This window comes from Enterobacter cloacae complex sp. ECNIH7 (genome assembly GCF_002208095.1).
GTDB classification, from domain to species: Bacteria; Pseudomonadota; Gammaproteobacteria; order Enterobacterales; family Enterobacteriaceae; genus Enterobacter; species Enterobacter cloacae_M.
On sequence record NZ_CP017990.1, the window covers coordinates 325,992 to 352,157 of the forward strand.

Here is a 26,166-nt window from a genome sequence, read left to right on the forward strand (position 1 = left end):
CCAGGGAGAGGGAGAAAACAGAAATCGCCAGGAACCAAATCTCAATGTCATCATCCCGTCCGGTGTTCCGTTCCCGCTGGCTTCCGTACCTGTTGGTCGCGCCGCAGCTGGTCATCACCGTTATCTTCTTTATCTGGCCTGCGGGCGAAGCGCTGTGGTACTCGGTACAAAGCGTCGATCCGTTCGGGCTCTCCAGCCAGTTTGTTGGCCTGGACAACTTTACCGCGCTGTTCCATGACAGCTACTACCTGGGCTCCTTCTGGACGACGATGAAGTTCAGCGCGCTGGTGACCGTCAGCGGTCTGGTTGCCTCGCTGTTTTTCGCCGCGCTGGTGGACTATGTAGTGCGCGGCAGCCGTATTTATCAAACCCTGATGCTGCTGCCTTACGCCGTGGCTCCCGCCGTCGCCGCCGTGCTGTGGATCTTCCTGTTTAACCCCGGGCGCGGGTTGATTACCCACTTCCTGGCCGAACTGGGCTACGACTGGAACCACGCCCAGAACAGCGGCCAGGCGATGTTTCTGGTGGTGTTCGCCTCGGTGTGGAAGCAGATCAGCTACAACTTCCTGTTCTTCTTTGCCGCGCTGCAGTCCATCCCGCGCTCGCTGGTGGAAGCCGCTGCCATCGACGGCGCTGGGCCCATTCGTCGCTTCTTCAGGCTGTCGCTGCCGCTGATCGCCCCGGTGAGTTTCTTCCTGCTGGTGGTTAACCTCGTGTACGCCTTCTTCGACACCTTCCCGGTGATCGACGCGGCGACCGCAGGCGGTCCGGTGCAGGCGACCACGACGCTTATCTATAAGATCTATCGCGAAGGCTTCGCCGGTCTGGATCTCTCCGCCTCCGCCGCGCAGTCGGTTGTGCTGATGTTCCTCGTCATCATCCTCACGGTGGTGCAGTTCCGCTATGTCGAAAGTAAGGTGCGCTACCAATGATTGAGAACCGTCGCGGGCTGACGATTTTCAGCCATACCATGCTGATTTTAGGGATCATCGTTATCCTCTTCCCGCTATACGTGGCGTTTGTCGCCGCCACGCTGGACACCAAAGCGGTGTTCGACACGCCGATGACGCTGATCCCCGGCGGGCATCTGTTCGAGAACATGAAGACCATCTGGACCCGGGGCGTGGGCGCCAACAGTGCGCCGTTCTGGCTGATGATGCTCAACAGCTTCATCATGGCGTTTGGCATTACGGTCGGCAAAATTACGGTGTCGATGCTTTCGGCCTTCGCCATCGTCTGGTTCCGCTTTCCGCTGCGTAACTTCTTCTTCTGGATGATCTTCATTACGCTGATGCTGCCGGTAGAAGTGCGTATCTTCCCGACGGTGGAGGTGATCGCCAACCTGAAGATGCTCGACAGCTACGCGGGCTTAACCCTGCCGCTGATGGCCTCGGCGACCGCCACCTTCCTGTTCCGCCAGTTCTTTATGACTCTGCCGGACGAGCTGATTGAAGCGGCACGCATCGACGGCGCGTCGCCGATGCGCTTCTTCCGCGACATCGTGCTGCCGCTGTCGAAAACCAACCTTGCGGCGCTGTTTGTGATCACCTTTATCTACGGCTGGAACCAGTACCTGTGGCCGCTGCTGATTATTCAGGACGTCAACCTCGGCACCGCCGTGGCGGGCATCAAAGGCATGATCGCCACCGGCGAAGGCACCACCCTCTGGAACCAGGTGATGGCGGCGATGCTGCTCACCCTTATCCCACCCGTAGTCATTGTTTTAGCCATGCAGCGCGCGTTTGTCCGCGGCCTGGTCGATAGCGAGAAATAAGATGGCAGGTTTAAAACTTCAGGCAGTAACCAAAAGCTGGGATGGTAAAACCCAGGTGATTCAGCCGCTGACGCTCGACGTGGCGGACGGGGAATTCATCGTGATGGTCGGCCCGTCCGGCTGCGGCAAATCCACCCTGCTGCGCATGGTGGCGGGGCTGGAGCGCGTAACCTCCGGGGATATCTGGATTGATCGTCAGCGCGTCACCGAAATGGAGCCAAAAGACAGGGGCATCGCGATGGTGTTCCAGAACTACGCCCTCTATCCGCACATGAGCGTGGAAGAGAACATGGCCTGGGGGCTGAAAATCCGCGGCATTGGCAAAGGCCATATCGACGAGCGGGTGAAAGAGGCGGCGCGTATTCTCGAGCTGGACGGCCTGCTGAAGCGTCGCCCGCGCGAGCTCTCCGGCGGCCAGCGCCAGCGCGTGGCAATGGGGCGCGCCATCGTGCGCGATCCGGCGGTATTCCTCTTCGACGAGCCGCTGTCTAACCTCGACGCCAAGCTGCGCGTGCAGATGCGTCTTGAGCTGCAGCAATTACACCGTCGTCTGAAAACCACGTCACTGTACGTTACCCACGATCAGGTTGAGGCCATGACCCTCGCCCAGCGCGTGATGGTGATGAACAAAGGCGTTGCCGAGCAGATTGGTACCCCGGTGGAGGTCTACGAGAAACCGGCCACCCGCTTTGTGGCGAGCTTTATCGGCAGCCCGGCAATGAACCTGCTGGAAGGGCGTATCAGCAATGCGGGCACGCATTTTGAGCTGGAAAGCGGGATGGCATTGCCGATCAACTGGTACTATCGTGGCCACGCCGGGCGTAAGATGACGCTTGGTATCCGCCCGGAACATATTGGTTTAACCTCTCAGGCGGACGGCGGCGTGCCGCTGGTGATGGACACGCTGGAGATGTTGGGTGCAGATAACCTGGCGCACGGGCGCTGGGGCGAGCAAAAAATGGTGGTGCGGCTGGCACATCAGGAGCGCCCTAAAGCAGGCAGCACGCTTTGGCTACACCTGCCGGAAAATCATCTGCACCTGTTTGACGGTGAAACAGGACAACGAGTATGAGCAACTGGCCTTATCCCCATGTCGTCGCCCACCGCGGCGGCGGTAAGCTGGCGCCGGAAAATACGCTGGCGGCGATTGACGTTGGCGCACGCTACGGTCACACGATGATCGAGTTCGACGCCAAGCTGTCGAAAGACGGCGAGATTTTCCTGCTGCATGACGATAACCTCGAACGCACCAGCAACGGATGGGGCGTGGCTGGCGAGCTGCCGTGGCGCGATCTGCTGAAGGTCGACGCCGGAAGCTGGTACAGCGGCGAATTTAAAGGCGAACCGCTGCCGCTGCTGGCGGAAGTGGCCGATCGCTGTCGCCAGCACGGCATGATGGCCAATATCGAAATCAAACCGACCACCGGCACCGGGCCGCTGACGGGCAAAGTCATTGCCCTGGCCGCGCGCGAGCTGTGGGAAGGGATGACCGCGCCGCTGCTGTCATCATTTGAAATCGATGCGCTGGAGGCCGCACAGGCGGCCGTGCCGGAGCTGCCGCGCGGGCTGCTGCTTGACGAGTGGCGCGAGGACTGGCGCGAGCTGACGACACGCTTAGCGTGCGTTTCTATCCATCTCAACCACAGGCTGCTGGATGAGGCGCGGGTGAAGATGCTGAAGGACGCGGGTCTGCATATTCTGGTCTACACGGTTAACAAACCCCAGCGCGCAGCCGAACTGCTGCGCTGGGGCGTGGACAGCATCTGTACCGATGCAATCGACCTGATCGGCCCGGACTTTAGTTCTGCGGATTAAGCATACTGCCATTCGACTGCGGCGGCAGCATATGCTGCTGTCCGCTGCCTGACGACGTCATCCCCCCTAACATTCCGCCGTTTTTGTTCGGCAGCGGCTGCTCGCGCATCTGCCCCTGCTGTACGCGCTGGGTGTTGGCGTTCATCTGATTTTGCAGGCTTTGCTGCTGCATCTGGGTCTGCGTTCTCAGTTGCTGATTGAGCATCCCTTTTTGCTGCTGCTGTTGGCTCATCATCTCCGTCTGCATACGCTGCTGGCTCGGGATAACATAGCCCTGCTGGTTCGGGTTGTTCATGGTGTTGAGTGGCTGTGCGAGCGCGGCAAACGGGATCAGCGCCGCAAGAATCATCAAGCGTTTCATTGTCATTTCCTCCTTTTGAGGTCTCTCTTAAGTTTACCCCGATTTCACCATGACGATGATTTTTTAGGAGTTGTGAACCAGGCTTAAGCGGGGAATATGGATCCCTTCACCTGGAGAACAATAATGATGAAACCAACGTTTTTGCGCTGGGTCGCCATCGCCGCGCTGATGGCAGGCGGTACATTTAGCGTGGCGGCCAACCCGCCAGCGGCGCCTCCGGTCTCTTACGGCGTGGAGGAAGATGTTTTTCATCCCGTGCGGGCAACCCATGGCATGGTGGCGTCAGTGGATGCCCTGGCAACAAAAGTGGGCGTCGATATTCTCAGGCAGGGCGGTAACGCGGTGGATGCAGCGGTCGCCGTCGGCTATGCGCTGGCGGTGACGCATCCGCAGGCGGGGAACCTGGGCGGCGGCGGTTTTATGATGCTGCGCACCAAAGACGGCAAAACCACCGCCATCGACTTCCGCGAAATGGCCCCTTCTCAGGCGTCCCGCGATATGTTTCTCGACGATCAGGGTAACCCTGACAGCAAAAAATCCCTGACCTCGCATCTTGCTTCCGGCACGCCGGGTACCGTCGCGGGCTTCTCGCTGGCGCTGGAAAAATACGGCACGATGCCGCTGAACAAGGTGGTGCAGCCTGCCATCAAGCTGGCGCGCGACGGCTTTGTGGTAAACGATGCGCTGGCGGACGATCTCAAGACCTACGGCAGCGAAGTCATTCCGAATCACGAAAATAGCAAGGCCATCTTCTGGAAAGACGGTGAGCCGCTGAAGAAGGGCGACAGGCTGGTGCAGAAGAACCTCGCCAAAAGCCTGGAGCTGATTGCGGAGCACGGCCCGGACGCCTTCTACAAAGGGGCGATTGCCGACCAGATTGCCGAAGAGATGCAGAAGAACGGCGGGCTCATCACCAAAGCGGATCTGGCGGAATACAAGGCGGTGGAGCGCGAGCCGATTAGCGGCACCTATCGCGGATACGAGGTCTTCTCCATGCCGCCGCCGTCCTCCGGTGGGATCCACATCGTGCAGATCCTCAATATTCTCGAAAATTTCGATATGCACAAGTTCGGCTTCGGCAGCGCGGACGCCATGCAGGTGATGGCGGAAGCGGAAAAACGCGCCTACGCCGACCGGTCGGAATATCTCGGCGATCCGGATTTCGTGAAGGTGCCGTGGCAGGCGCTGACCAACAAGGCGTATGCCAAATCCATTGCCGATCAGATCGACATCAACAAGGCCAAACCGTCGAGCGAGATCCGCCCCGGCAAGCTGGCGCCGTACGAAAGCAACCAGACCACCCACTTCTCGGTGGTGGATAAAGACGGTAACGCGGTGGCGGTGACCTATACGCTCAATACCACCTTCGGTACCGGGATTGTGGCGGGCACCAGCGGCATTCTGCTGAACAACGAGATGGATGACTTCTCTGCCAAACCGGGCGTGCCGAACGTCTACGGTCTGGTGGGCGGCGATGCGAATGCGGTAGGGCCGAAGAAACGTCCGCTGTCGTCCATGTCGCCCACCATTGTCGTGAAAGACGGGAAAACCTGGCTGGTAACCGGCAGCCCTGGCGGCAGCCGTATTATCACCACCGTGCTGCAGATGGTGGTGAACAGCATCGACTTTGGGATGAACGTCGCCGAAGCGACCAACGCCCCGCGTTTCCATCACCAGTGGCTGCCGGACGAGCTGCGCGTGGAGAAGGGCTTTAGCCCGGACACCATCAAGCTGCTTGAACAGCGCGGGCAGAAGGTGGCGGTGAAGGAGGCGATGGGCAGCACCCAGAGCATTATGGTCGGGCCGGACGGGGCGCTGTTTGGCGCGTCGGATCCGCGGTCGGTGGATGATTTAACGGCGGGGTATTAATCTGTTGTGTAATTCCCTCTCCCGATGGGAGAGGGTTAGGGTGAGGGCAACAAACTACTTCATTCGCGCCATATAATACGCATCCACATACTCGCCGTTGCGCAGGGCATAACGCTTGCCTGTGCCTTCAATCTCAAATCCGTGTTTTTTGTACACCGCAATCGCCGGCTCGTTATCGACAAACACTGTCAGCTCAATGCGGTCAACGCGCAGCCAGTTATCGCACATATCAATCATGGTGCGCATCAGTGCGCTGGCAACGCCCCGGTTTTGCCACTGCGCGCCTACACAAATCCCAAAATCAGCCACATGGCTGCGGCGTGGGCGTTGCGCGACAGCGATGCACAGATGCCCGGTGACATTACCGTCTATACAGGCGACCAGTTGCTTAATGCCGGGCTGGTCGGTGAGTCGTTCTTGCCACATTTGCTCAGACGGATGAGGAACCTGTAGTGTGTTGTGGTACACCTCCGGTTGGGCGTGGATCTGACGAATGGCGTCATAATCTTTCGGTTCCGCATGGCGTATCACTATCTCACTCATTCCTTGTTCCTCAGTCAGTTAAACATCCCTTCCAACATCAGTGACTTTGAAATTTGAGTCAACCGCTATTTTTTGCAAAAAGTATTGGACAAGTGCGAATGAGAATGATTATTATTGCTCTGCATTCAGGAAGACCGCTACGGGAACCTGAAAGCACGACATTGCTCACATTGCTTCCAGTATTACTTTAGCCAGCTTTTAGCTGGCTTTTTTTTTGTTATGGTTAGACTCAGTAACCTTCCAAAAGGACTGAGCCATGACACTACATTGCGCATTTATTGGATTTGGTAAAAGTACGACCCGCTACCACCTGCCGTATGTTCTCAACCGTAAAGACAGCTGGCACGTGACCCATATCTACCGCCGCCGCGCGAAGCCGGAAGAGCAATCCCCGCAGTATTCTCATATCCATTTCACCAGCGATCTTGATGAAGTTCTTAACGACCCGCAGGTCAAACTGGTTGTCGTCTGCACCCACGCCGACAGCCATTTTGACTACGCGAAACGCGCGCTGGAAGCGGGCAAAAACGTGCTGGTAGAAAAACCGTTCACCCCGACCATCGCCGAAGCAAAACAGCTGTTCGCGCTGGCGAAAAGTAAAGGCCTGACCGTTACGCCGTATCAGAACCGTCGCTTTGACAGCTGCTTCCTGACGGCAAAAAAGGCGATTGAAAGCGGCAAGCTGGGCGGCATTGTGGAAATCGAAAGCCACTTCGATTACTACCGTCCGGTGGCGGAGACCCAACCCGGCCTGCCGCAGGACGGCTCGTTCTATGGTCTGGGCGTGCATACGATGGACCAGATCATCTCCCTGTTTGGCCGACCAGACCACGTGGCGTATGACATCCGCAGCCTGCGTAATAAAGCCAACCCGGACGACACCTTTGAAGCGCAGCTGTTCTACGGCGACCTGAAAGCCATCGTCAAAACCAGTCATCTGGTGAAAATCGACTATCCGAAATTTATCGCTCACGGAACCCGAGGCTCGTTCATCAAGTACGGCATCGACCAGCAGGAGACCAGCCTGAAGGCCAACATCATGCCGGGTGAGCCGGGCTTTGCGGCGGATGATTCCGTGGGCATTCTGGAATACGTAAACGATGAGGGCGTGACGGTCAGGGAAGAGATGAAACCGGAAATTGGCGACTATGGCCGCGTCTACGATGCGCTGTATGAAACTCTCACAACCGGCGCGCCGAATTACGTCAAGGAATCTGACGTTCTGACCAACCTGGAAATCCTCGAGCGGGCCTTCGAGCAGGCTTCTCCTGCCACGGTAACCCTCGCGAAATAAGCAAAAACGGCTCCTCTGCGCTTATTCATAATTTTTGAACAGAGGAGTCAATTTTCACCCTCTATGATCCCAGGCGGTTTGCGTCCACACTTACTCCATCGAAACGAACTGAGGGTGAAAACAATGATCTACTTACGCAAAGCAAACGAACGTGGTCACGCGAATCATGGCTGGCTGGACTCATGGCATTCATTCTCGTTTGCCGACTACTACGACCCGAACTTCATGGGCTTCTCCGCACTGCGCGTGATTAACGACGACGTGATTGATGCAGGCCAGGGCTTCGGTACCCACCCGCACAAAGACATGGAAATCCTGACCTATGTGCTGGAAGGGGCGGTTGAGCACCAGGACAGCATGGGTAACAAAGAGCAGGTTCCGGCGGGCGAGTTCCAGATTATGAGCGCGGGCACCGGGGTGCGTCACTCCGAGTACAACCCGAGCAAAACGGAAAAACTGCACCTGTATCAAATCTGGATCATTCCAGAAGAGACCGGCATCACGCCGCGCTACGAGCAGCGCCGCTTCGACGCGAAACAGGGCAAACAGCTGGTGCTGTCTCCGGATGCGCGTGAAGGTTCCCTGAAGGTGCATCAGGATATGGAGCTGTACCGCTGGGCGCTGGCGAAAGATGAACAGTCCGTGCATCAGATTGCCGCTAACCGCCGTGTCTGGATCCAGGTGGTGAAAGGTGAAGTGTCCATCAACGGCACCAAAGCAACCACCGCCGATGGCCTGGCCGTCTGGGATGAGCAGGCGATCTCCGTGCATGCCGACAGCGAAAGCGAAATTCTGCTGTTTGACCTGCCGCCGGTGTAATAAAACATAAATAAATCCCCATCCTTCCCTTTGACAGGGGAAGGATGGGCTTTGTCCGTGGTAAACTGAGCAAATCTCTCACTTCAAGATTTCTCAGGACGATGAAAAAGAAACGCCCCGTACTTCAGGATGTCGCCGATCGCGTCGGTGTGACCAAAATGACGGTCAGCCGTTTTTTACGTAACCCGGAGCAGGTTTCCGTGGCGTTACGTGGCAAGATTGCCGCTGCCCTTGATGAACTGGGTTATATCCCCAACCGCGCGCCCGATATTCTCTCCAATGCGACCAGCCGTGCGGTAGGCGTCCTGCTTCCTTCCCTGACCAACCAGGTTTTCGCCGAAGTTTTGCGCGGCATTGAAAGCGTCACCGATGCTTTTGGCTATCAGACCATGCTCGCCCACTACGGGTACAAGCCGGAGCTGGAAGAAGAACGTCTTGAATCGATGCTTTCCTGGAACATCGACGGCCTGATTTTAACGGAACGTACCCACACTGCCCGCACGCTCAAAATGATCGAAGTGGCCGGTATCCCGGTGGTGGAGCTGATGGACAGCCAGTCTCCGTGCCTCGATATCGCCGTGGGGTTCGATAACTTCGAAGCGGCGCGTCAGATGACGGCGGCCATCATCGCCCGTGGGCATCGTCATATTGCCTATCTGGGTGCGCGTCTTGATGAACGTACTATCATCAAACAGAAGGGATACGAGCAGGCGATGCTCGACGCGAACTTAACCCCCTACAGCGTGATGGTGGAGCAGTCCTCTTCCTATACGTCGGGTATTGAACTGATGCGTCAGGCACGACGCGAGTATCCGCAACTGGACGGTATTTTCTGCACCAACGATGACCTTGCGGTTGGCGCGGCGTTTGAGTGCCAGCGTCTGGGGCTCAAGATCCCGGATGATATGGCAATTGCCGGTTTCCACGGCCACGACATCGGCCAGGTGATGGAGCCGCGTCTGGCGAGCGTCCTGACCCCGCGTGAACGTATGGGCCGCATTGGCGCAGAACGCCTGCTGGCGCGCATTCGTGGCGAGACGGTTACCCCAAAAATGTTAGATTTAGGTTTCACCTTGTCACCGGGTGGATCTATTTGAACTGACAAATTTGAAGTAGCTCACACTTATTCACTTCGCGCACGTTTGGATATTGCTTCTCTTTTGCCCCGGCAGGACAATGTTACCGATAACTGTTACCCGTAACAATTGACTGAGGGACACCCTTTGAGCACGACTAATCACGATCACCACGTCTACGTCCTGATGGGCGTTTCCGGTAGCGGGAAATCAGCCGTAGCCAGCGAAGTGGCGCATCAACTCCAGGCTGCGTTTCTTGATGGCGACTTCCTCCATCCGCGCAGCAACATCATGAAAATGGCCTCCGGCGAGCCGCTGAACGACGACGACCGCAAACCGTGGTTGCAGGCGCTGAATGACGCCGCGTTCGCTATGCAGCGTACCAACAAAGTCTCCCTGATTGTTTGCTCTGCGCTGAAAAAAACCTACCGCGACCTGCTGCGCGACGGCAACCCGAACCTCTCTTTCATCTACCTGAAAGGGGATTTCGAGGTGATTGAAAGCCGCCTGAAGGCGCGTAAAGGTCACTTCTTCAAAACCCAGATGCTGGTGACGCAGTTCGAAGCGCTGCAGGAGCCGGGTGAAGACGAGAAAGACGTCTTAGTGGTTGATATCGATCAGTCACTGGAGGGTGTTGTTGCCAGCACCATCGAGGTCATTAATAAAAGGCAGTAAGTTTTGAGTACATTAACGCTAGTTTTGACAGCAGTGGGTTCCGTGTTGCTGCTGCTGTTTTTAGTGATGAAGGCGCGTATGCACGCTTTTGTCGCTTTGATGGTGGTTTCTATAGGTGCAGGTCTCTTTTCCGGTATGCCGCTCGACAAGATCGCCGCGACGATGGAAAAAGGGATGGGAGGCACGCTGGGCTTCCTGGCGATTGTGGTCGCCCTTGGCGCGATGTTTGGCAAGATTTTGCACGAGACGGGCGCGGTCGACCAGATTGCCGTCAAGATGCTGAAATCCTTCGGCCACAGCCGCGCGCACTACGCGATTGGTCTGGCTGGCCTGATTTGCGCGCTGCCGCTGTTCTTCGAAGTGGCCGTTGTGCTGCTGATAAGCGTCGCGTTCTCCATGGCGCGCCATACCGGCACTAACCTCGTAAAGCTGGTTATTCCGCTGTTTGCGGGCGTGGCGGCGGCTGCAGCGTTTCTGCTGCCGGGGCCTGCGCCGATGCTGCTGGCGTCCCAGATGCACGCCGACTTTGGCTGGATGATCCTGATTGGCCTGTGCGCGGCAATTCCGGGGATGATTATTGCCGGTCCGCTGTGGGGCAACTTCATCAGCCGTTACGTTGAGCTGCATATTCCGGACGACATCACCGAGCCGCACCTGGGCGAGGGCAAAATGCCGTCCTTCGGCTTCAGCCTGTCGCTGATCCTGCTGCCGCTGGTTCTCGTGGGTCTGAAAACCATCGCCGCGCGCTTTGTGCCGGTGGGTTCCAGCGCCTATGAATGGTTCGAGTTCATCGGTCACCCGTTCACGGCGATCCTGGTGGCCTGTCTGGTGGCGATTTACGGCCTGGCGATGCGTCAGGGAATGCCGAAAGACCGGGTGATGGAGATCTGCGGTGCCGCGCTGCAGCCGGCGGGTATTATCCTGCTGGTGATCGGCGCCGGCGGCGTGTTCAAGCAGGTGCTGGTGGATTCTGGCGTGGGCCCGGCTCTGGGCGAAGCGCTGACCGGGATGGGCCTGCCGATTGCGGTAACCTGCTTTGTGCTGGCCGCGGCGGTGCGTATCATTCAGGGTTCCGCAACCGTGGCGTGCTTAACCGCCGTGGGTCTGGTGATGCCGGTGATTGAACAGCTGAACTACTCGGGTGCGCAGATGGCCGCGCTGTCTATCTGTATCGCGGGCGGTTCGATTGTGGTCTCTCACGTTAACGACGCGGGTTTCTGGCTTTTCGGTAAATTTACCGGCGCCACCGAAGCGCAAACCCTGAAAACCTGGACGCTGATGGAAACCATCCTCGGCACGACGGGTGCGATTGTCGGGATGATTGCTTTCACATTGCTGAGCTGAATGCGGTGATTTAACAAGGCTCAAAAATAAGGCCCGGTAGCGGTAGCGCCTACCGGGCCTTTATATTATGCAGGATGCCAGGCCGGGTCAGGTGAAACCACCACCCGGCTTTTTCACATCACTCGCCCTGCGTCGCGCTCTCAATCGTCAAACGCACATCCGAGGTGATCAGTTCTGCCAGCATCTGGTACACCTTCAGCGTCTCTTCCGGCTCGGCATCGCCCGTATCGCTGATGTAGCCTTCATCACGCAGAGTCAGAACCAGGGTGCTGAAGACCGCTTTGTCGAAGAACTCCGGGGCGTTAATGCCGTGCAGAACGGACAGGCGCTGTGCCAGCGTCCGGCTCTCTTTCTCCAGCGTACCGCGGTTGATAGACGGGTTCGCACTCAGCAGCCAGAACGTAATGGCGTAGCGCTGCAGCGTTTCGCGCGCGCCGGCCGCCAGCAGTTGCAGGGTACGGGAACGCGACGGATTGATGTGCAGCTCGTCGTTTGAGACGGCGATCAGCCCCTGACGACGCAGCTCTTCCGTCAGTTTGTCCAGTTCGCCCGCCAGCTCATCCTTGCTCCAGCGCAGGAACAGCTCCGCTTTCAGCATCGGATAGAGCGTCTCAACGTGACGCAATAGCTCCTGACGCGAAATACTGCGGTGCTGGGTGATGATAGCCGCCATGAGCGACGGCAGCATCAGCATATGGGTGATGTTGTTGCGGTAGTAGGTCATCAGCACTGCCTGCTCGCGCGGCAGAATGATGATGTCGCCGATCGTGTCCTTTTCGACTTCAAACTTGTTCATCTGCAACGCGTGATCGATAAGCTCACTGGCGGTAGCAGAAGGCACGGTTGAATCAACGGAATACGGCACGTTGCGCATCATGTCCAGATAGCAATCCAGCTGCTCTGTGAGCTGCTCGCGGGTCAGCGAGCGCTGACGCGAAGCCAGAAGCGCTGTACAGCACAGGTTCATGGCGTTAGCTGCACCGGCGTTATTAATGCGCACCATCAGCTCGGACGCGATGCCGTTAACCGTTGGCGTCAGCCAGGCCGGACGAATCGCTTCGATTGGATCGATGGATTCACGCCACTCGGGAACGTGATGGTTCAGATACGTCATCAGCGGCATCGGCTCGCCGAAGTTCACGTAGCCCTGACCGAGATTACGTAGCTTGCTCAAGCCGCGCAGCATCTGCGGCAGGCTTTCTTTCTCTTTGGTCGCACCGCGCAGCTCTTTCGCGTACGTGCCCACTTCCATTACGTGCTCATAGCCAATGTAGATTGGCACCAGCGTGATTGGACGGTTTCCTCCGCGCAGCATCGCCTGAATGGTCATCGACAGCGTGCCGGTCTTCGGATCGAGCAGACGTCCGGTACGGGAACGACCGCCCTCCACGAAGTACTCCACGGAATAGCCGCGGCTGAACAGCTCGCCCAGATATTCGCGGAACACGGTGGAGTAGAGCTTGTTGCCCTTGAAGGTACGACGGATAAAGAACGCGCCCAGGCGGCGGAAAATCGGACCTGCTGGCCAGAAATTCAGGTTGATACCGGCAGCAATATGCGGCGGTACCAGCCCCTGGTGATAGAGCACGTAGGAAAGAAGCAGGTAGTCCATGTGGCTGCGGTGGCAGGGAACATAGACAATCTCATGGCCATCATGCGCCAGCTGGCGTACGCGCTCGGCGTTATGAACGTTGATGCCCTGATACAGGCGGTTCCAGGTAAAGCCGAGAATACGATCGGACAGGCGAATCATCTCGTAAGAGAAGTTCGCTGCAATCTCTTCCATCAGCGCAATGGCGTTCTGCTGGGCTTTCTCATGCGATATTTTCTTGCTGCGCGCTTCGTCTTCAACGGCGCGAGCAATCGCTTTGGAGGCCAGCAGCTTGTTGAACAGATCCTGACGCGCCGGGAGACGCGGCCCTACGGCAGCCAGGCGCTGACGAGCGAAGTGCATACGCGCCACGCGCGCCAGTTTTTGCGCGATGATCTTGTCGGTACCGTGCTCGTCCGCCATTCGACGCAGCGAAACGGAAGGGGAGAAACGCACAAAGCTGTCGCGTCCCAGCCAGGAGACCGCGAAGAACTTCTGGATGCCGTTAAGCATGCGCAGCGGCGGATTCTCTTCACCTTTTTCACGGCCCGGACGACGACCAAACATCACCGATACCGGCACCATCTGCACATCCAGATCGGGGTTGCTCCGGTGCAGGTCGAGATAGTCGTGGAACAGCTTGATGGACTCTTCTTTTGGCGTGTAGTAGGTAAACACGCGCGGTCCACCGTGAATGAACACGTAGCGCGGCAGTAAAGTGCCGTCAACTTCAAGCGGTTCAAGCGGGTCAGGTAAGTCATGCGCCAGACACTGGGCGCGAAGCGTCAGTAAGTCTGCCTTCGAGTTATAAGGCAAAACGTACATAATAGGACGCGAGGTATCGAGCCCCAATTCCAGCGCGGGTTCTGCTGGGATAGACTTGCTTTTTACCAGGATGCTTAATGGTAAATTAAGTAATTTGTAGTAAATTCGTGGCCAGCCGGACATAAACGATGTAAAGCCTCTGGTTAATAATGCAATTGCGGCGCAAGGATAACAGAAAGCGCGCAAAATTTCTGTTGTTACCCGTCATACTTCAGGCTGTAGCGAAACGCGCTACAGTTCCTGTTACTGACGCTTTTTTTCATAAAAGGTTCTTTTAATGGCCAATAATACCACTGGGTTAACGCGTATCATCAAAGCCGCCGGCTATTCATGGAAAGGTTTCCGTGCCGCGTGGATCAACGAAGCTGCATTTCGCCAGGAGGGCGTCGCCGCAATCATCGCGGTGATCGTCGCCTGTTTCCTTGATGTTGATGCTATTACCCGCGTACTTCTTATCGGTTCCGTGCTTCTGGTGATGATAGTGGAAATTCTTAATAGCGCTATTGAGGCCGTTGTTGATCGCATAGGTTCAGATTTCCACGAGCTTTCTGGCCGCGCAAAAGACATGGGCTCTGCTGCCGTGCTGCTGGCGATTATCACTGCCGTTATCACCTGGGTCACGCTGCTTTGGTCACATTTCCGATGAGCCTCGAGGAATAATTAAGTCCCTGGTTTTTTGTGCAGTTTTTGGTTCCAAAATCGCCTTTGACTGTATATACTCACAGCATAACTGTATATACACCCAGGGGGCGGAATGAAAGCGTTAACGACCAGGCAGCAAGAGGTGTTTGATCTCATCCGGGATCATATCGGCCAGACGGGTATGCCACCCACGCGTGCGGAAATCGCGCAGCGTCTGGGCTTCCGTTCTCCGAATGCTGCTGAAGAACACCTGAAAGCGCTGGCGCGTAAAGGCGTGATTGAGATTGTTTCAGGCGCGTCACGCGGTATCCGCCTGCTGGTGGAAGAAGAGACGGGCATTCCGCTGATAGGCCGTGTTGCTGCCGGTGAGCCTTTACTGGCACAGCAGCATATTGAAGGCCACTACCAGGTCGATCCTGGCATGTTCAAACCGAGCGCTGATTTCCTGCTGCGCGTCAGCGGTATGTCGATGAAAGACATCGGTATTCTTGACGGCGATCTGCTTGCAGTGCACAAAACGCAGGATGTGCGTAACGGCCAGGTGGTTGTCGCGCGCATTGATGATGAAGTCACCGTCAAGCGTCTGAAAAAACAGGGGAACACTGTTCAGCTACTGCCTGAAAACAACGAGTTCTCCCCGATTGTGGTCGATCTCCGCGAACACAACTTCTCTATCGAAGGACTGGCGGTTGGGGTCATTCGCAACGGCGAATGGCTGTAACCTCTTCCTGACAGGCTATGGCGCCGCTGTAGCCTGCTTCATTCTCGACTCCCGGTATTTTTCATGTCACTGCTGACGGCATCCGATAAGGCATTGTGGCGTCTTGCTCTGCCGATGATTTTCTCCAATATTACCGTTCCCTTGCTGGGTCTGGTCGATACTGCCGTTATTGGCCACCTTGATTCGCCTGTTTATCTTGGCGGCGTGGCGATTGGCGCGACGGCAACCAGCTTCCTGTTTATGCTGCTGCTCTTTTTGCGCATGAGCACCACCGGGCTCACGGCCCAGGCTTATGGTGCAAAAGATCCGCTGCGTCTGGCGCGCGCGCTGGTCCAGCCGCTGATCCTTGCGCTCGGTGCAGGGGCGTTAATCGTTTTATTTCGTACGCCCCTGATCGACCTTGCGCTCCATGTTGTCGGCGGCAGCGAGGCGGTACTGGCTCAGGCGCGACGTTTCCTTGAAATCCGCTGGCTCAGCGCGCCCGCCTCGCTGGCAAACCTGGTTCTGCTGGGGTGGCTCCTGGGCGTTCAGTACGCCCGTGCACCAGTGATTTTGCTGGTGGTAGGCAACCTTCTCAACATTGTGCTGGATGTCTGGCTGGTAATGGGCCTGCATATGAACGTGCGGGGTGCGGCGCTGGCGACGGCAATTGCCGAATACGGAACCTTTATTATTGGCCTGTGGATGGTCTGGCGCGTGCTGGCGATGCGCGGCATCTCCCTGGCGCTGCTCAAAACCGCATGGCGCGGCAATATCCGTAGGCTGCTGGCGCTTAATCGTGACATCATGCTGCGCTCGCTGCTGCTTCAGCTCTGCTTCGGCGCGCTGACGGTTTTCGGGGCGCGACTGGGGCCAGAAATCGTCGCGGTCAACGCGGTATTGATGACGCTACTGACCTTTACCGCCTACGCGCTGGACGGTTTTGCCTATGCGGTAGAAGCGTATTCCGGGCAGGCTTACGGCGCGCGCGAAAGCGGGCAGCTGCGGGACGTCTGGCGGGCAGCCTGCCGCCAGTCGGGACTGGTGGCGCTGGCGTTCGGCCTGGTTTATGCCTGCCTTGGTGAGCAAATCGTCGCGTTGCTTACGTCTATCCCTGCGCTGCGCGAGCTGGCGAGTCACTATCTCATCTGGCAAGTCATCTTACCGGTGGTCGGCGTCTGGTGTTATCTGCTGGACGGCATGTTTATTGGTGCGACGCGCGGAGCGGAAATGCGCAACAGCATGGCAGTCGCGGCGGCAGGGTTTGGCCTGACGCTGCTGACGCTTCCCTGGCTGGGTAATCACGGTTTGTGGCTGGCCCTGGCCGTTTTCCTCTCGCTGAGAGGGATATCGCTGGCTTTTATCTGGCATCGCCACTGGCAAAACGATACCTGGTTCCCTTCACGTCACGATATATCGTGACGGTTAAAGATTCCGAATATGAAATCAACTGCCGAATCCTTAACTACAATAATTATCACGTCCAGCAGAAAAGAACGTAACGGACGTTACGACCCGACGCTTAACTAAGAGGACACGATGATGAATAAAGACGAAATCGGCGGCAACTGGAAGCAGTTCAAAGGTAAAGCGAAAGAACAGTGGGGTAAGCTGACTGATGACGATATGACCGTCATTGAAGGTAAACGCGATCAGCTTGTCGGTAAAATTCAGGAACGTTACGGCTACGCGAAAGACCAGGCGGAAAAAGAAGTGGGCGACTGGGAAAAACGCAACGACTACCGCTGGTAACCGGGCTATACCCGCAAGTACAAGGAAGTACACCCTGAGGGCGGCCATGAGCCGCCTGTTCTTTTGCCGTTAACGCGGTTTTTTCTTCACAAGAATAGAGTGGTCGTGCTGACACGCGTCCTGATGACGACAGGCTTCCACTTCCACGCAGGCAGAGCACAGTCCGTGCGCTTCAATCACGTTATGACGCAGGGCAAAACCCATTTTTGCTGCCAGCGTATGCATAATATCTTCCACACCTTCCGCAACCTCTTCTTTCACCACGCCGCAGCGGTCACAGATAAACATCGCCGATGTGTGGGTGGGCTGATCGAACAGATGGCACAACACATAGCTGTTTGTGGACTCAACCTTATGCACGAACCCTTGTTCCAGCAGGAAATCCAGCGCGCGATACACGGTCGGTGGCTTCGCCTGCGGCTCGCTTTCGCGGAGCAGGTCGAGCAGATCGTAGGCGCTGATAGCACCCTGCTGCAGGCTCATCAGACGTAAGACTTCAAGGCGCTGCGGAGTCAGGCGCACATTGCGTTGCGCACATAGCTTTTCGGCCTGCGCTAACAGCTCTTTTGTGGACTTATCCATTTAGCACCCCGGATGTTATAGGACGGAAACCCCCACTTTATCATGTTCTGGTAAAAACGCCGAGATCCGCCAGTCTGTGCTATACCTGACCCATTACAAACCGGGAAATAAACAATGAAAAAACCTGACTGTATTCGGCACTGGCGCGACGTTGAAGGCGCGGATGATTCGACCTACCCAGATAGCGATGAGCGTTTTTCTATCGGCGCCCCGTTGGCTCGCAAGCTTGGGCTCGGGCGCATTGGTATCCATCATGAGCGTTTACCGCCCGGGCGCAGGACGTCCTATCCGCATGCGGAAAGCGATGAAGAAGAGTTCGTTTATGTGCTCGAAGGTCATCCAGAAGCGTGGATTAATGGCTATTTATGGAAACTTGAACCGGGCGACAGCGTGGGGTTTCCTGCCGGAACGGGTATTTGCCATACCTTTATCAACAACACGGACGAAGAGGTGCGGTTACTGGTCGTTGGCGAGGCGAATAAGAAGCACAACCGCATCTACTATCCGCTCAACCCCGTTTATGCCGCTACCCGTGAGGATCGCTGGGTAGACCACCCGCCCCAGTTTTTTGGACCGCATGATGGAAAACCTGGGAAAAAATAATTTCCTCTTCTATAAATATTGAGGGCCGTCACAAAATACAACAGGCCGTAAGGAAGTTTTACTTAGGGATAGAAATAGCGGGTCTTTTACTACTTATTCACAGCAATAGTTCGTTCCTGTTTGGGTGATAACAGACAGGGGTTATTTCATAACAGACTATAACGGGCATACTGTGAAAAAAAATTTTAAATTTTCGGTGGTTAGTATCGCTGTTTCCTTGTTTATGGCAAATCAGGCGGGAGCAGCCAATACCTGGACAGAATCACGTAGCGACGCAATGGGTGGCACTGGCGTTGCCTCCGGGAGCTATGGTAGCGGGGCGTTAATCAACCCCGCGTTGCTGGCAAAGGCAAAACCGGACGATGATGTGACGGTCATTTTGCCGTCCGTTGGCGTACAGGTGACGGATGAGGACAATCTGCAGGACGAGATTGATACCATCAACGACAAAATTAATCATTATAAGGATGTGGTTGATAACCTTACGCCAATTCAGGTTATCACCAATCCGTTAGGCTCCATCAACCAGTTCCAGGGCGCGGCCAAAGATCTTGCCGATGAGCTTGACTACCTCAAGGGCAAAACCGCACGCGCGGCGGCAGGCGCTGGGCTTGCCGTGAGTATCCCTAACGATGTGCTTTCCGTGGCCTTTATGGCGAAAGGGTACGCCCATGGCAGGGTGAGTTCGTCTATCGATCAGCAGGATATTGATTATCTGCGCGGTATTCAACGAAGCAATCTGGTGGCTGCCGGTGTTGCCCTGGACGCTGCGCTGAACGGCACGGATCAGATCACTAAAAATCTCAACTCAACGGCGTCTGGCCGGGCAGCGATTGTGTCCGACTATGGTGTTGCCGTTGCCCGTCAGTTTGACCTCGGCGGCGTCCCGGTTTCCGTGGGCGTGACGCCAAAACTGCAAAAAACCTGGGTCTATAACTACACCACGTCAATCTACGATTACGACAGTAACAAGTGGAACGACAGCCGCTACCGCACGGACGACACGGGCTTTAACGTCGATGCCGGTATTGCGGCTGATTTCGGCGAACACTGGACCGTTGGCGTGAGCGGCCAAAACCTGATGTCGCGCGATATCGACACCAAAGATATCCGTATCCGCAACGGGCGCACGGGAGAAGTGGTGAGCTATAAAGACACCTACCAGATCCGTCCGCTGGTGACCGCCGGTGCCGCCTGGCACAACGACCTGGTGACGCTGACCGCCGATGGCGATCTGACGGAAACCAAAGGCTTCAAGAGCGAAGATACGTCGCAGTACGTGGGGGTCGGTGCCGAGGTTACGCCGCTCAGCTGGCTGGCGGTGCGTGCGGGTTATCGCGCGGACGTGAAGGGTAACGACAGCAATGTCTTTACCGGCGGTGTCGGTTTCGCGCCGTTCAGTACCGTTCATGTTGATCTGATGGGCCTGTACGGCGAGGACGAAACCTGGGGTGCCGGGGCTCAGCTGAGCATGACGTTCTAAAGTCCACCGGAGGCGCTGCGCCTCCGGCTTTTCTTTGTGCTATAGTAGCGCCCCTTTTCCACCAGATGCTTAAAACTTCGCCATGTCGTCAGAATTACAGACCGCTTTCCCTGCACACCGTTTCTCCATTGCGCCGATGCTCGACTGGACGGACAGACACTGCCGCTATTTCCTGCGCCAGCTCTCCCGCCATACGCTGCTGTACACCGAAATGGTGACCACGGGCGCAATCATTCACGGGAAGGGCGACTATCTGGCCTATAGCGAAGAAGAGCATCCGGTTGCCCTGCAGCTGGGCGGCAGCGATCCGGCCGCGCTGGCGCAGTGCGCGAAGCTGGCGGAAGAACGCGGCTACGACGAGATCAACCTGAACGTTGGCTGCCCGTCCGATCGCGTGCAGAACGGCATGTTTGGCGCCTGTCTGATGGGGAATGCACAGCTGGTAGCGGACTGTATCAAGGCGATGCGCGATGTGGTCTCTATTCCGGTCACGGTCAAAACCCGTATCGGCATTGACGATCAGGACAGCTACGAATTCCTGTGCGACTTCATCAACATGGTATCCGGGAAAGGCGAGTGCGAGATGTTCATCATTCACGCGCGAAAAGCCTGGCTCTCCGGCCTCAGCCCGAAAGAGAACCGTGAGATCCCGCCGCTGGACTATCCGCGCGTGTATCAACTGAAGCGTGACTTCCCGCACCTGACGATGTCCATCAACGGTGGCATCAAGTCGCTGGAAGAGGCCAAAGCGCATCTGGCGCATATGGATGGCGTGATGGTCGGGCGCGAGGCGTATCAGAACCCGGGCATTCTGGCGACGGTCGATCGCGAAATCTTTGGTATCGAAGGCGCGGACACCGATCCGGTTGCGGTCGTGCGTGCGATGTACCCTTACATTGAGCGCGAGTTGAGCAATGGTACCTATCTCGGCCATATCACCCGCCATATGCTTGGTCTGTTCCAGGGGATTCCGGGCGCGCGCCAGTGGCGCCGCTACCTGAGCGAGAATGCGCATAAAGCCGGTGCCGATATTGAGGTGCTGGAACATGCGCTGCGACTGGTGGCGGACAAGCGATAACTTTCGCTAAAAGTTCGTCAAATTCACCACGCCCTGCGAACGTTCGCGGGGCGTTTTGCTTTAATAACAACAGTTTAATACTGGCATGATTCTTGTAATGCTGACTGCATTACTCAGGAACTCGTGGGAGAGCACCATGCTGGAACTACTTTTTGTGATTGGCTTTTTTGTCATGCTGTTAGCGACAGGCGTTTCGCTGCTCGGCATTCTGGCGGCTATCGTGGTGGCGACGGTGGTCATGTTTATTGGCGGACTGTTTGCGCTGACGATCAAACTGTTGCCGTGGCTACTGCTGGCCATTGCGGTCGTGTGGGTGATTCGGGCGATTAAAGCGCCAAAAGTGCCCAGTTATCAGCGCAATAACCGCTTCCGTTACTAAGGTATTGAGGGGTTCGTCACATACTTGTAACTTTTCCGGCGGCATGGCTTAGAACAGAATAGGATTTAGTTATCGAATCTGTCACTATGACTGCCGTTAAAGAATTCATCGAGCTGTACCCTACATACAGCCGAACTAAAAAAAGAAAGGGCTTCCCACGGGAAGCCCAATTTCTTTTTGGGGCTCAGGGAATCAACAAGCTCGACCCCTGCGTCGCCCGGCTCTCCAGCACCTCATGCGCGCGCCGCGCATCGGTCAACGCGAATTTCTGCGCATCAGCCACATCCACTTTGATGACGCCGCTGGCGATCAGCGAGAACAGCTCGTTGCTGGCTTCCTCAAGTTCTTCCCGGTTGGTGATGTATCCTTGCAGGGAAGGGCGAGTCACATACAGCGAACCTTTCTGGTTCAGTATGCCGAGGTTAACGCCGGTTACCGCGCCTGACGCATTGCCGAAGCTGACCATCAGACCACGGCGCTGCAGACAGTCCAGCGACGCTTCCCATGTGTCTTTCCCCACCGAGTCATACACCACGCGCACTTTTTTGCCGCTGGTGATCTCCTTCAGCCGCTCAACAATGCTCTCTTCACGGTAGTTAATCACCTGCCAGGCGCCTGCCTGCAGCGCGCGCTGCGCTTTTTGTGCATTTCCGACGGTGCCGATAAGCTTCGCGCCCAGTGCCTTTGCCCACTGACAGGCGATGAGCCCGACGCCACCCGCTGCGGCATGGAACAGGAACTGCTCGTCGGGTTTAATTTCATAGGTTTTGCGCAGCAGGTAGTAAACCGTCAGGCCTTTCAGGAACGAGGCCGCCGCCTGCTCAAAGGAGATGGCGTTAGGCAGCAGGGCGGCTTTATCCGCCGGAACGTTGTGGACGGAGCTGTAAGCGCCCAGCGCAGACTGCGCGTATACCACGCGATCGCCCTCTTTAAAATGCTTAACCGCGCTGCCCACTTTAACGACGACACCGGCCGCCTCGGTGCCCAGGCCGCTCGGCATTGACGGCGGCGGATAGAGACCGCCGCGAATATAGGTGTCGATGTAGTTAATGCCGATGGCTTTGTTTTCAACCTGCACTTCGTTTTCGCCAGGCGCGGCAGGTGTGAACTCCACCGCTTTCAGTACGTCTGGCCCACCGTGTTTCTGGAATTCAATGCGCGTTGCCATGCTCCCTCCGTAAGAAAAATATGGTAATCTTTCGACCCACTCTTTATCTCGGTAACTCCATTCACTATGGCAGGAAACAAACCCTTCAACAAACAGACTGAACCTCGCGAGCGTGATTTCCAGGTCGCAGGGTTAAAGGTCCCGCCGCACTCGATTGAAGCGGAACAGTCGGTGTTGGGCGGTTTAATGCTGGATAACGAGCGCTGGGACGACGTCGCCGAGCGCGTCGTGGCGGAAGATTTCTACACCCGCCCGCACCGCCACATCTTTACTGAAATGGCGCGCCTGCAGGAATCGGGCAGCCCGATCGACCTGATCACGCTCGCGGAATCGCTGGAGCGTCTTGGTCAGCTCGACAGCTGCGGCGGGTTTGCCTATCTGGCGGAACTGTCAAAAAACACGCCTAGTGCGGCGAACATCAGCGCTTATGCCGATATCGTGCGCGAACGTGCCGTCGTCCGCGAGATGATCTCGGTGGCGAATGAGATCGCCGAGGCCGGTTTTGATCCGCAGGGGCGCACCAGCGAAGACCTGCTCGACCTGGCTGAATCCCGCGTCTTTAAAATCGCCGAAAGCCGCGCCAATAAAGACGAAGGCCCAAAAAACATCGCCGATGTCCTCGACGCCACCGTTGCCCGTATTGAACAGCTGTTCCAGCAGCCGCACGACGGTGTGACCGGGGTAAACACCGGCTATGACGATTTGAACAAGAAAACCGCCGGCCTGCAGCCGTCGGATTTGATTATCGTCGCCGCGCGTCCGTCTATGGGTAAAACTACCTTTGCGATGAACCTCGTCGAAAACGCGGCGATGTTGCAGGATAAGCCGGTGCTGATCTTCAGCCTTGAGATGCCCTCCGAGCAGATTATGATGCGTTCTCTGGCGTCGCTGTCGCGCGTAGATCAGACCCGCATTCGTACCGGCCAGCTCGATGATGAAGACTGGGCGCGCATCTCCGGCACCATGGGCATTCTGCTGGAAAAACGTAACATCTATATCGATGACTCGTCCGGCCTGACGCCGACGGAAGTGCGCTCCCGCGCGCGCCGTATCGCCCGTGAACACGGTGGCATCGGCCTCATCATGATCGACTACCTTCAGCTGATGCGCGTCCCGTCGCTTTCCGACAACCGTACGCTTGAAATTGCGGAGATTTCCCGCTCGCTCAAGGCGTTAGCCAAAGAGCTGCACGTACCGGTAGTCGCGCTGTCGCAGCTGAACCGCTCTCTGGAACAACGTGCCGACAAGCGCCCGGTCAACTCTGACCTGCGTGAGTCCGGCTCCATCGAGCAGGATGCCGACTTAATTATGTTTATCTACCGTGATGAGGTTTATCACGAGAACAGCGACCTGAAAGGGATCGCCGAAATTATTATTGGTAAACAACGTAACGGCCCAATCGGGACGGTGCGTCTGACCTTTAACGGACAGTGGTCGCGTTTCGACAACTATGCCGGTCCTCAATATGATGATGAGTAATTTCTAAGGAATTCAAATGCAAGCGGCAACTGTTGTTATTAACCGCCGCGCTCTGCGACACAACCTGCAACGTCTGCGTGAACTGGCGCCTGCCAGCAAGCTCGTTGCAGTCGTGAAAGCGAACGCTTACGGACACGGTCTTCTTGAGACCGCGCGAACGCTCCCCGATGCCGACGCCTTTGGCGTCGCCCGTCTTGAAGAAGCCCTCCGCCTGCGCGCGGGCGGTATTACTCAACCCATACTGCTCCTCGAAGGCTTTTTCGAAGCCAGCGATCTGCCGACCATTGCTGACCAGCATCTGCACACGGCGGTACATAACGAAGAACAGCTAACCGCACTCGAAACCGCCGAACTGAGCGAGCCGGTGACCGTCTGGATGAAGCTCGACACGGGCATGCACCGTCTTGGCGTGCGTCCGGAAAGCGCGGAAGCGTTTTATCAGCGTTTATGCCGGTGCAAAAACGTGCGTCAGCCGGTGAATATCGTCAGCCACTTCGCCCGTGCCGATGAGCCCGAGTGCGGTGCGACCGAGCGCCAGCTGGATATCTTTAACACCTTCTGCGAAGGCAAGCCGGGGATGCGCTCGATTGCGGCATCCGGCGGGATTCTGCTGTGGCCTCAGTCGCATTTCGACTGGGCGCGACCGGGCATCATTCTCTACGGCGTGTCGCCGCTGGAGAACAAACCCTGGGGGCCGGACTTTGGCTTCCAGCCGGTCATGTCGCTGGTCTCTAACCTGATTGCTGTGCGTGACCATAAAGCAGGTGAGCCTGTGGGCTACGGCGGTACCTGGACCAGCGAGCGTGATACCCGTCTCGGCGTGGTGGCGATGGGTTATGGTGACGGCTATCCGCGCGCCGCGCCTTCGGGCACGCCGGTTCTGGTCAACGGTCGCGAGGTGAAGATTGTTGGCCGCGTGGCGATGGACATGATTTGTGTCGATCTCGGGCCTGAAGCCCAGGATAAGCCCGGCGACGATGTCGTGATGTGGGGGGAAGGTTTGCCCGTTGAACGCATTGCTGAAATTACGAAAGTGAGTGCTTACGAACTTATCACGCGCCTGACGTCAAGGGTGGCGATGAAGTACATCGACTGAGACTCGCAGATAGTCGTCCAACGGCATTAGCTGCCGTTGGACGCATAACGCTTATTTCAACACGTTATAGATCGCCTGATTAGTCAAATAATCCGACGCGAGCCCTGACTCCGGACTGAAGCGCGAACCCTGGATGGACGAGAACCGTTTTCCGGTGCTGCCCAGCGAGACATAGCGCTCCCCCCCATCGTTTTCCGAAATGGTGTACACCTTTTTCTGCATCTCGGCGAATAGCGGAGCGTTACGCTGAATGGACTGGTGCAATTCCAGCAGCTGCACTCCATCCAGATTGAGCTTTTTATCCAGCGTGACGCCCCATCTTTGCAGGCAAACTTCTGCAAAATGACGCACGATCGTGCCGGGCTCATGGACCACTTTTTCCCCGCTATTCCCATTGGCCGAAGCATTCCCCACCAGCGTAGCGTGGCGACCAGACATGGGATAAATATGTACTTTTGTCGCGCTATCGGTCTGTGGAATGACGCACGAGAAACCTTTTGATCGCTCATGTCTGGCATAGAAAGCCACATACTCCTTAACGTTGCTGCCCAGAGTGACTTTGTCCGCCTGGAAATTACCCATACCCGGAACGGGATCGACCGCAAAAATATTCACCGGAATCGTCGTTAAAAGGGGATCGGCAAGCATTGCATTGGCAAGCATATGACAGCTAATTCCGCCCCGGCTCCACCCAACAAGGTTCACCTGAGTGGGTAGGATCTGACCCTGGCGGAAGGTTTTGATGATTTGCTGCTGCAGCGCCTGCTGTGTCACTTTACGATCGCCATAGTCATATTTGCGCCACCAAAAGGAACCGGTAACCTCAACGTCCTGAATCGGCACGCCCGCCTTTTTAAGCTGCTCATAGTTTTCTTTTGTGAGCTTCTCACGCTGCCAGTCAACGTGGCCTTTGATAATATTAATCGCATGCTGAACATTCTCATTCCAGCCGCTGCCCAGAAGCTGGGCGCGAAGCTGAGAATATTCTCCGCTTTTGACCCAAAGCTCATCGCTTTGTAGATTGCCGCTCCCCGGGCCATCAAGAATGACCCATTCGGCGAACTCTTTACCCTTGTTATTGGCTGCCAGAGAAGAGATGAGCTCGCCGTTCCAGTAATTAGCATGAGACTCATCAAATTTATTAGATCCAGTACCACAGAAATACACTGTTAGTATTGTCATAAATGACCTCATTGAAATATTAATATGTAGGTGGAT

General features: G+C 56.5%; 26 protein-coding genes. 20 read left to right on the forward strand and 6 right to left on the reverse strand.

Going from position 1 to position 26,166, the window contains the following annotated elements; genetic code table 11:
* Positions 1-44: 44 nt before the first annotated feature.
* The 4 genes from ugpA to ugpQ are packed head-to-tail and all read left to right on the forward strand — an operon-like array spanning position 45 to position 3,589.
* Positions 45-932, forward strand: a complete 888-nt coding sequence (gene ugpA / locus WM95_RS01575) for a sn-glycerol-3-phosphate ABC transporter permease UgpA (RefSeq protein ID WP_063408485.1) — start codon at positions 45-47, stop codon at positions 930-932.
* Positions 929-1,774, forward strand: coding sequence for a sn-glycerol-3-phosphate ABC transporter permease UgpE (ugpE, locus tag WM95_RS01580; RefSeq protein WP_063408484.1), 846 nt, complete (start codon positions 929-931; stop codon positions 1,772-1,774). The genes ugpA and ugpE overlap by 4 nt, the downstream gene beginning before the upstream one ends.
* 1 nt (position 1,775) lies before the next feature.
* On the forward strand, positions 1,776-2,846 hold the full coding sequence (locus WM95_RS01585) for a sn-glycerol-3-phosphate import ATP-binding protein UgpC (protein WP_063408483.1): 1,071 nt from the start codon (positions 1,776-1,778) through the stop codon (positions 2,844-2,846).
* On the forward strand, positions 2,843-3,589 hold the full coding sequence (gene ugpQ, locus WM95_RS01590) for a glycerophosphodiester phosphodiesterase (RefSeq protein WP_045888354.1): 747 nt from the start codon (positions 2,843-2,845) through the stop codon (positions 3,587-3,589). Before WM95_RS01585 ends, ugpQ begins: the two co-directional genes overlap by 4 nt.
* Here ugpQ and WM95_RS01595 read toward each other — a convergent pair.
* Positions 3,573-3,950: a DUF2756 family protein gene (locus tag WM95_RS01595; RefSeq protein WP_063408482.1), complete on the reverse strand. Its 378-nt coding sequence runs from the start codon at positions 3,948-3,950 to the stop codon at positions 3,573-3,575. The two genes, ugpQ and WM95_RS01595, sit on opposite strands and share 17 nt — an antisense overlap.
* A 123-nt stretch (positions 3,951-4,073) precedes the next feature.
* On the opposite strand from WM95_RS01595, the gene ggt reads away from it, so the two are divergent.
* Positions 4,074-5,819, forward strand: a complete 1,746-nt coding sequence (gene ggt / locus WM95_RS01600) for a gamma-glutamyltransferase (RefSeq protein ID WP_176600584.1) — start codon at positions 4,074-4,076, stop codon at positions 5,817-5,819.
* Positions 5,820-5,873: 54 nt separating this feature from the next.
* On the opposite strand, the gene yhhY is transcribed toward ggt, so the two are convergent.
* Positions 5,874-6,362 (reverse strand): N-acetyltransferase, encoded by a 489-nt coding sequence (gene yhhY / locus WM95_RS01605; protein ID WP_014833581.1) that lies wholly within the window; start codon positions 6,360-6,362, stop codon positions 5,874-5,876.
* A 256-nt stretch (positions 6,363-6,618) separates the two neighbouring features.
* Here yhhY and WM95_RS01610 point away from each other — a divergent pair, with 256 nt between their 5' ends.
* The 5 genes from WM95_RS01610 to gntU all read left to right on the forward strand — a co-directional run bounded on the left by WM95_RS01610 (position 6,619) and on the right by gntU (position 11,570).
* Positions 6,619-7,656: an oxidoreductase gene (locus WM95_RS01610; protein ID WP_063408481.1), complete on the forward strand. Its 1,038-nt coding sequence runs from the start codon at positions 6,619-6,621 to the stop codon at positions 7,654-7,656.
* Between the two features lie 123 nt (positions 7,657-7,779).
* Positions 7,780-8,475, forward strand: coding sequence for a pirin family protein (locus WM95_RS01615; protein WP_059445320.1), 696 nt, complete (start codon positions 7,780-7,782; stop codon positions 8,473-8,475).
* A gap of 101 nt (positions 8,476-8,576) precedes the next feature.
* A complete protein-coding gene (gene gntR, locus WM95_RS01620) occupies positions 8,577-9,572 on the forward strand; it encodes a gluconate operon transcriptional repressor GntR (protein ID WP_021242747.1) in 996 nt (331 codons plus the stop codon).
* 126 nt (positions 9,573-9,698) lie between these two features.
* Positions 9,699-10,226: a gluconokinase gene (gene gntK, locus WM95_RS01625; RefSeq protein ID WP_008503362.1), complete on the forward strand. Its 528-nt coding sequence runs from the start codon at positions 9,699-9,701 to the stop codon at positions 10,224-10,226.
* A gap of 3 nt (positions 10,227-10,229) precedes the next feature.
* Positions 10,230-11,570, forward strand: a complete 1,341-nt coding sequence (gene gntU / locus WM95_RS01630; protein ID WP_010436459.1) for a gluconate transporter — start codon at positions 10,230-10,232, stop codon at positions 11,568-11,570.
* 118 nt (positions 11,571-11,688) lie between these two features.
* On the opposite strand, the gene plsB is transcribed toward gntU, so the two are convergent.
* The gene (plsB, locus tag WM95_RS01635) at positions 11,689-14,109 is read right to left on the reverse strand and encodes a glycerol-3-phosphate 1-O-acyltransferase PlsB (RefSeq protein WP_063408480.1); all 2,421 of its coding nucleotides are present in this window, start codon (positions 14,107-14,109) and stop codon (positions 11,689-11,691) included.
* A gap of 154 nt (positions 14,110-14,263) precedes the next feature.
* On the opposite strand from plsB, the gene WM95_RS01640 reads away from it, so the two are divergent.
* From WM95_RS01640 to WM95_RS01655, 4 genes are all read left to right on the forward strand, one after another.
* The gene (locus WM95_RS01640) at positions 14,264-14,632 is read left to right on the forward strand and encodes a diacylglycerol kinase (protein ID WP_047653110.1); all 369 of its coding nucleotides are present in this window, start codon (positions 14,264-14,266) and stop codon (positions 14,630-14,632) included.
* A gap of 108 nt (positions 14,633-14,740) precedes the next feature.
* Positions 14,741-15,349, forward strand: a complete 609-nt coding sequence (lexA, locus tag WM95_RS01645; RefSeq protein WP_023310039.1) for a transcriptional repressor LexA — start codon at positions 14,741-14,743, stop codon at positions 15,347-15,349.
* Positions 15,350-15,412: 63 nt separating this feature from the next.
* On the forward strand, positions 15,413-16,750 hold the full coding sequence (dinF, locus tag WM95_RS01650; protein ID WP_063408479.1) for an MATE family efflux transporter DinF: 1,338 nt from the start codon (positions 15,413-15,415) through the stop codon (positions 16,748-16,750).
* Positions 16,751-16,870: 120 nt separating this feature from the next.
* Positions 16,871-17,080 carry a CsbD family protein gene (locus tag WM95_RS01655; protein WP_014830284.1) on the forward strand — a complete coding sequence of 70 codons (210 nt, stop codon included), beginning with the start codon at positions 16,871-16,873 and terminating at the stop codon, positions 17,078-17,080.
* 69 nt (positions 17,081-17,149) lie between these two features.
* Here WM95_RS01655 and zur read toward each other — a convergent pair whose 3' ends face one another.
* On the reverse strand, positions 17,150-17,662 hold the full coding sequence (gene zur, locus WM95_RS01660; protein ID WP_063409006.1) for a zinc uptake transcriptional repressor Zur: 513 nt from the start codon (positions 17,660-17,662) through the stop codon (positions 17,150-17,152).
* Between the two features lie 114 nt (positions 17,663-17,776).
* Between zur and WM95_RS01665 the strand changes: the two genes are divergently transcribed.
* The 4 genes from WM95_RS01665 (at position 17,777) to pspG (ending at position 21,205) form a co-directional block, all read left to right on the forward strand.
* Complete coding sequence (locus WM95_RS01665) at positions 17,777-18,265, forward strand: cupin domain-containing protein (protein ID WP_023310041.1); 489 nt, start codon at positions 17,777-17,779, stop codon at positions 18,263-18,265.
* Between the two features lie 172 nt (positions 18,266-18,437).
* Complete coding sequence (locus tag WM95_RS01670) at positions 18,438-19,748, forward strand: conjugal transfer protein TraF (RefSeq protein ID WP_063409005.1); 1,311 nt, start codon at positions 18,438-18,440, stop codon at positions 19,746-19,748.
* Between the two features lie 82 nt (positions 19,749-19,830).
* On the forward strand, positions 19,831-20,826 hold the full coding sequence (gene dusA, locus WM95_RS01675) for a tRNA dihydrouridine(20/20a) synthase DusA (RefSeq protein WP_063409004.1): 996 nt from the start codon (positions 19,831-19,833) through the stop codon (positions 20,824-20,826).
* Positions 20,827-20,962: 136 nt separating this feature from the next.
* Complete coding sequence (gene pspG / locus WM95_RS01680) at positions 20,963-21,205, forward strand: envelope stress response protein PspG (protein ID WP_023310044.1); 243 nt, start codon at positions 20,963-20,965, stop codon at positions 21,203-21,205.
* A gap of 184 nt (positions 21,206-21,389) precedes the next feature.
* On the opposite strand, the gene WM95_RS01685 is transcribed toward pspG, so the two are convergent.
* Positions 21,390-22,373, reverse strand: coding sequence for a quinone oxidoreductase (locus tag WM95_RS01685; protein ID WP_063409003.1), 984 nt, complete (start codon positions 22,371-22,373; stop codon positions 21,390-21,392).
* Between the two features lie 66 nt (positions 22,374-22,439).
* Between WM95_RS01685 and dnaB the strand changes: the two genes are divergently transcribed.
* Together dnaB and alr are read left to right on the forward strand one after the other, a co-directional pair.
* The gene (dnaB, locus tag WM95_RS01690) at positions 22,440-23,852 is read left to right on the forward strand and encodes a replicative DNA helicase (protein ID WP_023310046.1); all 1,413 of its coding nucleotides are present in this window, start codon (positions 22,440-22,442) and stop codon (positions 23,850-23,852) included.
* 16 nt (positions 23,853-23,868) lie between these two features.
* Positions 23,869-24,948 (forward strand): alanine racemase, encoded by a 1,080-nt coding sequence (alr, locus tag WM95_RS01695; protein WP_029740224.1) that lies wholly within the window; start codon positions 23,869-23,871, stop codon positions 24,946-24,948.
* A gap of 51 nt (positions 24,949-24,999) precedes the next feature.
* Here alr and WM95_RS01700 read toward each other — a convergent pair whose 3' ends face one another.
* Positions 25,000-26,130, reverse strand: a complete 1,131-nt coding sequence (locus WM95_RS01700; protein ID WP_063409001.1) for a hypothetical protein — start codon at positions 26,128-26,130, stop codon at positions 25,000-25,002.
* Positions 26,131-26,166: the final 36 nt, after the last annotated feature.

Coding starts and splice junctions, on each gene's coding strand:
- dnaB (WP_023310046.1), top strand. CDS start 22,440: ATGGCAGGAAACAAACCCTTCAACAAACAGACTGAACCTCGCGAGCGT.
- WM95_RS01610 (WP_063408481.1), top strand. CDS start 6,619: ATGACACTACATTGCGCATTTATTGGATTTGGTAAAAGTACGACCCGC.
- yhhY (WP_014833581.1), bottom strand. CDS start 6,362: ATGAGTGAGATAGTGATACGCCATGCGGAACCGAAAGATTATGACGCC.
- WM95_RS01615 (WP_059445320.1), top strand. CDS start 7,780: ATGATCTACTTACGCAAAGCAAACGAACGTGGTCACGCGAATCATGGC.
- dusA (WP_063409004.1), top strand. CDS start 19,831: ATGTCGTCAGAATTACAGACCGCTTTCCCTGCACACCGTTTCTCCATT.
- WM95_RS01655 (WP_014830284.1), top strand. CDS start 16,871: ATGAATAAAGACGAAATCGGCGGCAACTGGAAGCAGTTCAAAGGTAAA.
- ggt (WP_176600584.1), top strand. CDS start 4,074: ATGATGAAACCAACGTTTTTGCGCTGGGTCGCCATCGCCGCGCTGATG.
- plsB (WP_063408480.1), bottom strand. CDS start 14,109: ATGTCCGGCTGGCCACGAATTTACTACAAATTACTTAATTTACCATTA.
- WM95_RS01585 (WP_063408483.1), top strand. CDS start 1,776: ATGGCAGGTTTAAAACTTCAGGCAGTAACCAAAAGCTGGGATGGTAAA.
- ugpQ (WP_045888354.1), top strand. CDS start 2,843: ATGAGCAACTGGCCTTATCCCCATGTCGTCGCCCACCGCGGCGGCGGT.
- lexA (WP_023310039.1), top strand. CDS start 14,741: ATGAAAGCGTTAACGACCAGGCAGCAAGAGGTGTTTGATCTCATCCGG.
- WM95_RS01595 (WP_063408482.1), bottom strand. CDS start 3,950: ATGAAACGCTTGATGATTCTTGCGGCGCTGATCCCGTTTGCCGCGCTC.
- pspG (WP_023310044.1), top strand. CDS start 20,963: ATGCTGGAACTACTTTTTGTGATTGGCTTTTTTGTCATGCTGTTAGCG.
- ugpE (WP_063408484.1), top strand. CDS start 929: ATGATTGAGAACCGTCGCGGGCTGACGATTTTCAGCCATACCATGCTG.
- zur (WP_063409006.1), bottom strand. CDS start 17,662: ATGGATAAGTCCACAAAAGAGCTGTTAGCGCAGGCCGAAAAGCTATGT.
- WM95_RS01665 (WP_023310041.1), top strand. CDS start 17,777: ATGAAAAAACCTGACTGTATTCGGCACTGGCGCGACGTTGAAGGCGCG.
- ugpA (WP_063408485.1), top strand. CDS start 45: ATGTCATCATCCCGTCCGGTGTTCCGTTCCCGCTGGCTTCCGTACCTG.
- dinF (WP_063408479.1), top strand. CDS start 15,413: ATGTCACTGCTGACGGCATCCGATAAGGCATTGTGGCGTCTTGCTCTG.
- gntR (WP_021242747.1), top strand. CDS start 8,577: ATGAAAAAGAAACGCCCCGTACTTCAGGATGTCGCCGATCGCGTCGGT.
- WM95_RS01640 (WP_047653110.1), top strand. CDS start 14,264: ATGGCCAATAATACCACTGGGTTAACGCGTATCATCAAAGCCGCCGGC.
- WM95_RS01685 (WP_063409003.1), bottom strand. CDS start 22,373: ATGGCAACGCGCATTGAATTCCAGAAACACGGTGGGCCAGACGTACTG.
- WM95_RS01700 (WP_063409001.1), bottom strand. CDS start 26,130: ATGACAATACTAACAGTGTATTTCTGTGGTACTGGATCTAATAAATTT.
- alr (WP_029740224.1), top strand. CDS start 23,869: ATGCAAGCGGCAACTGTTGTTATTAACCGCCGCGCTCTGCGACACAAC.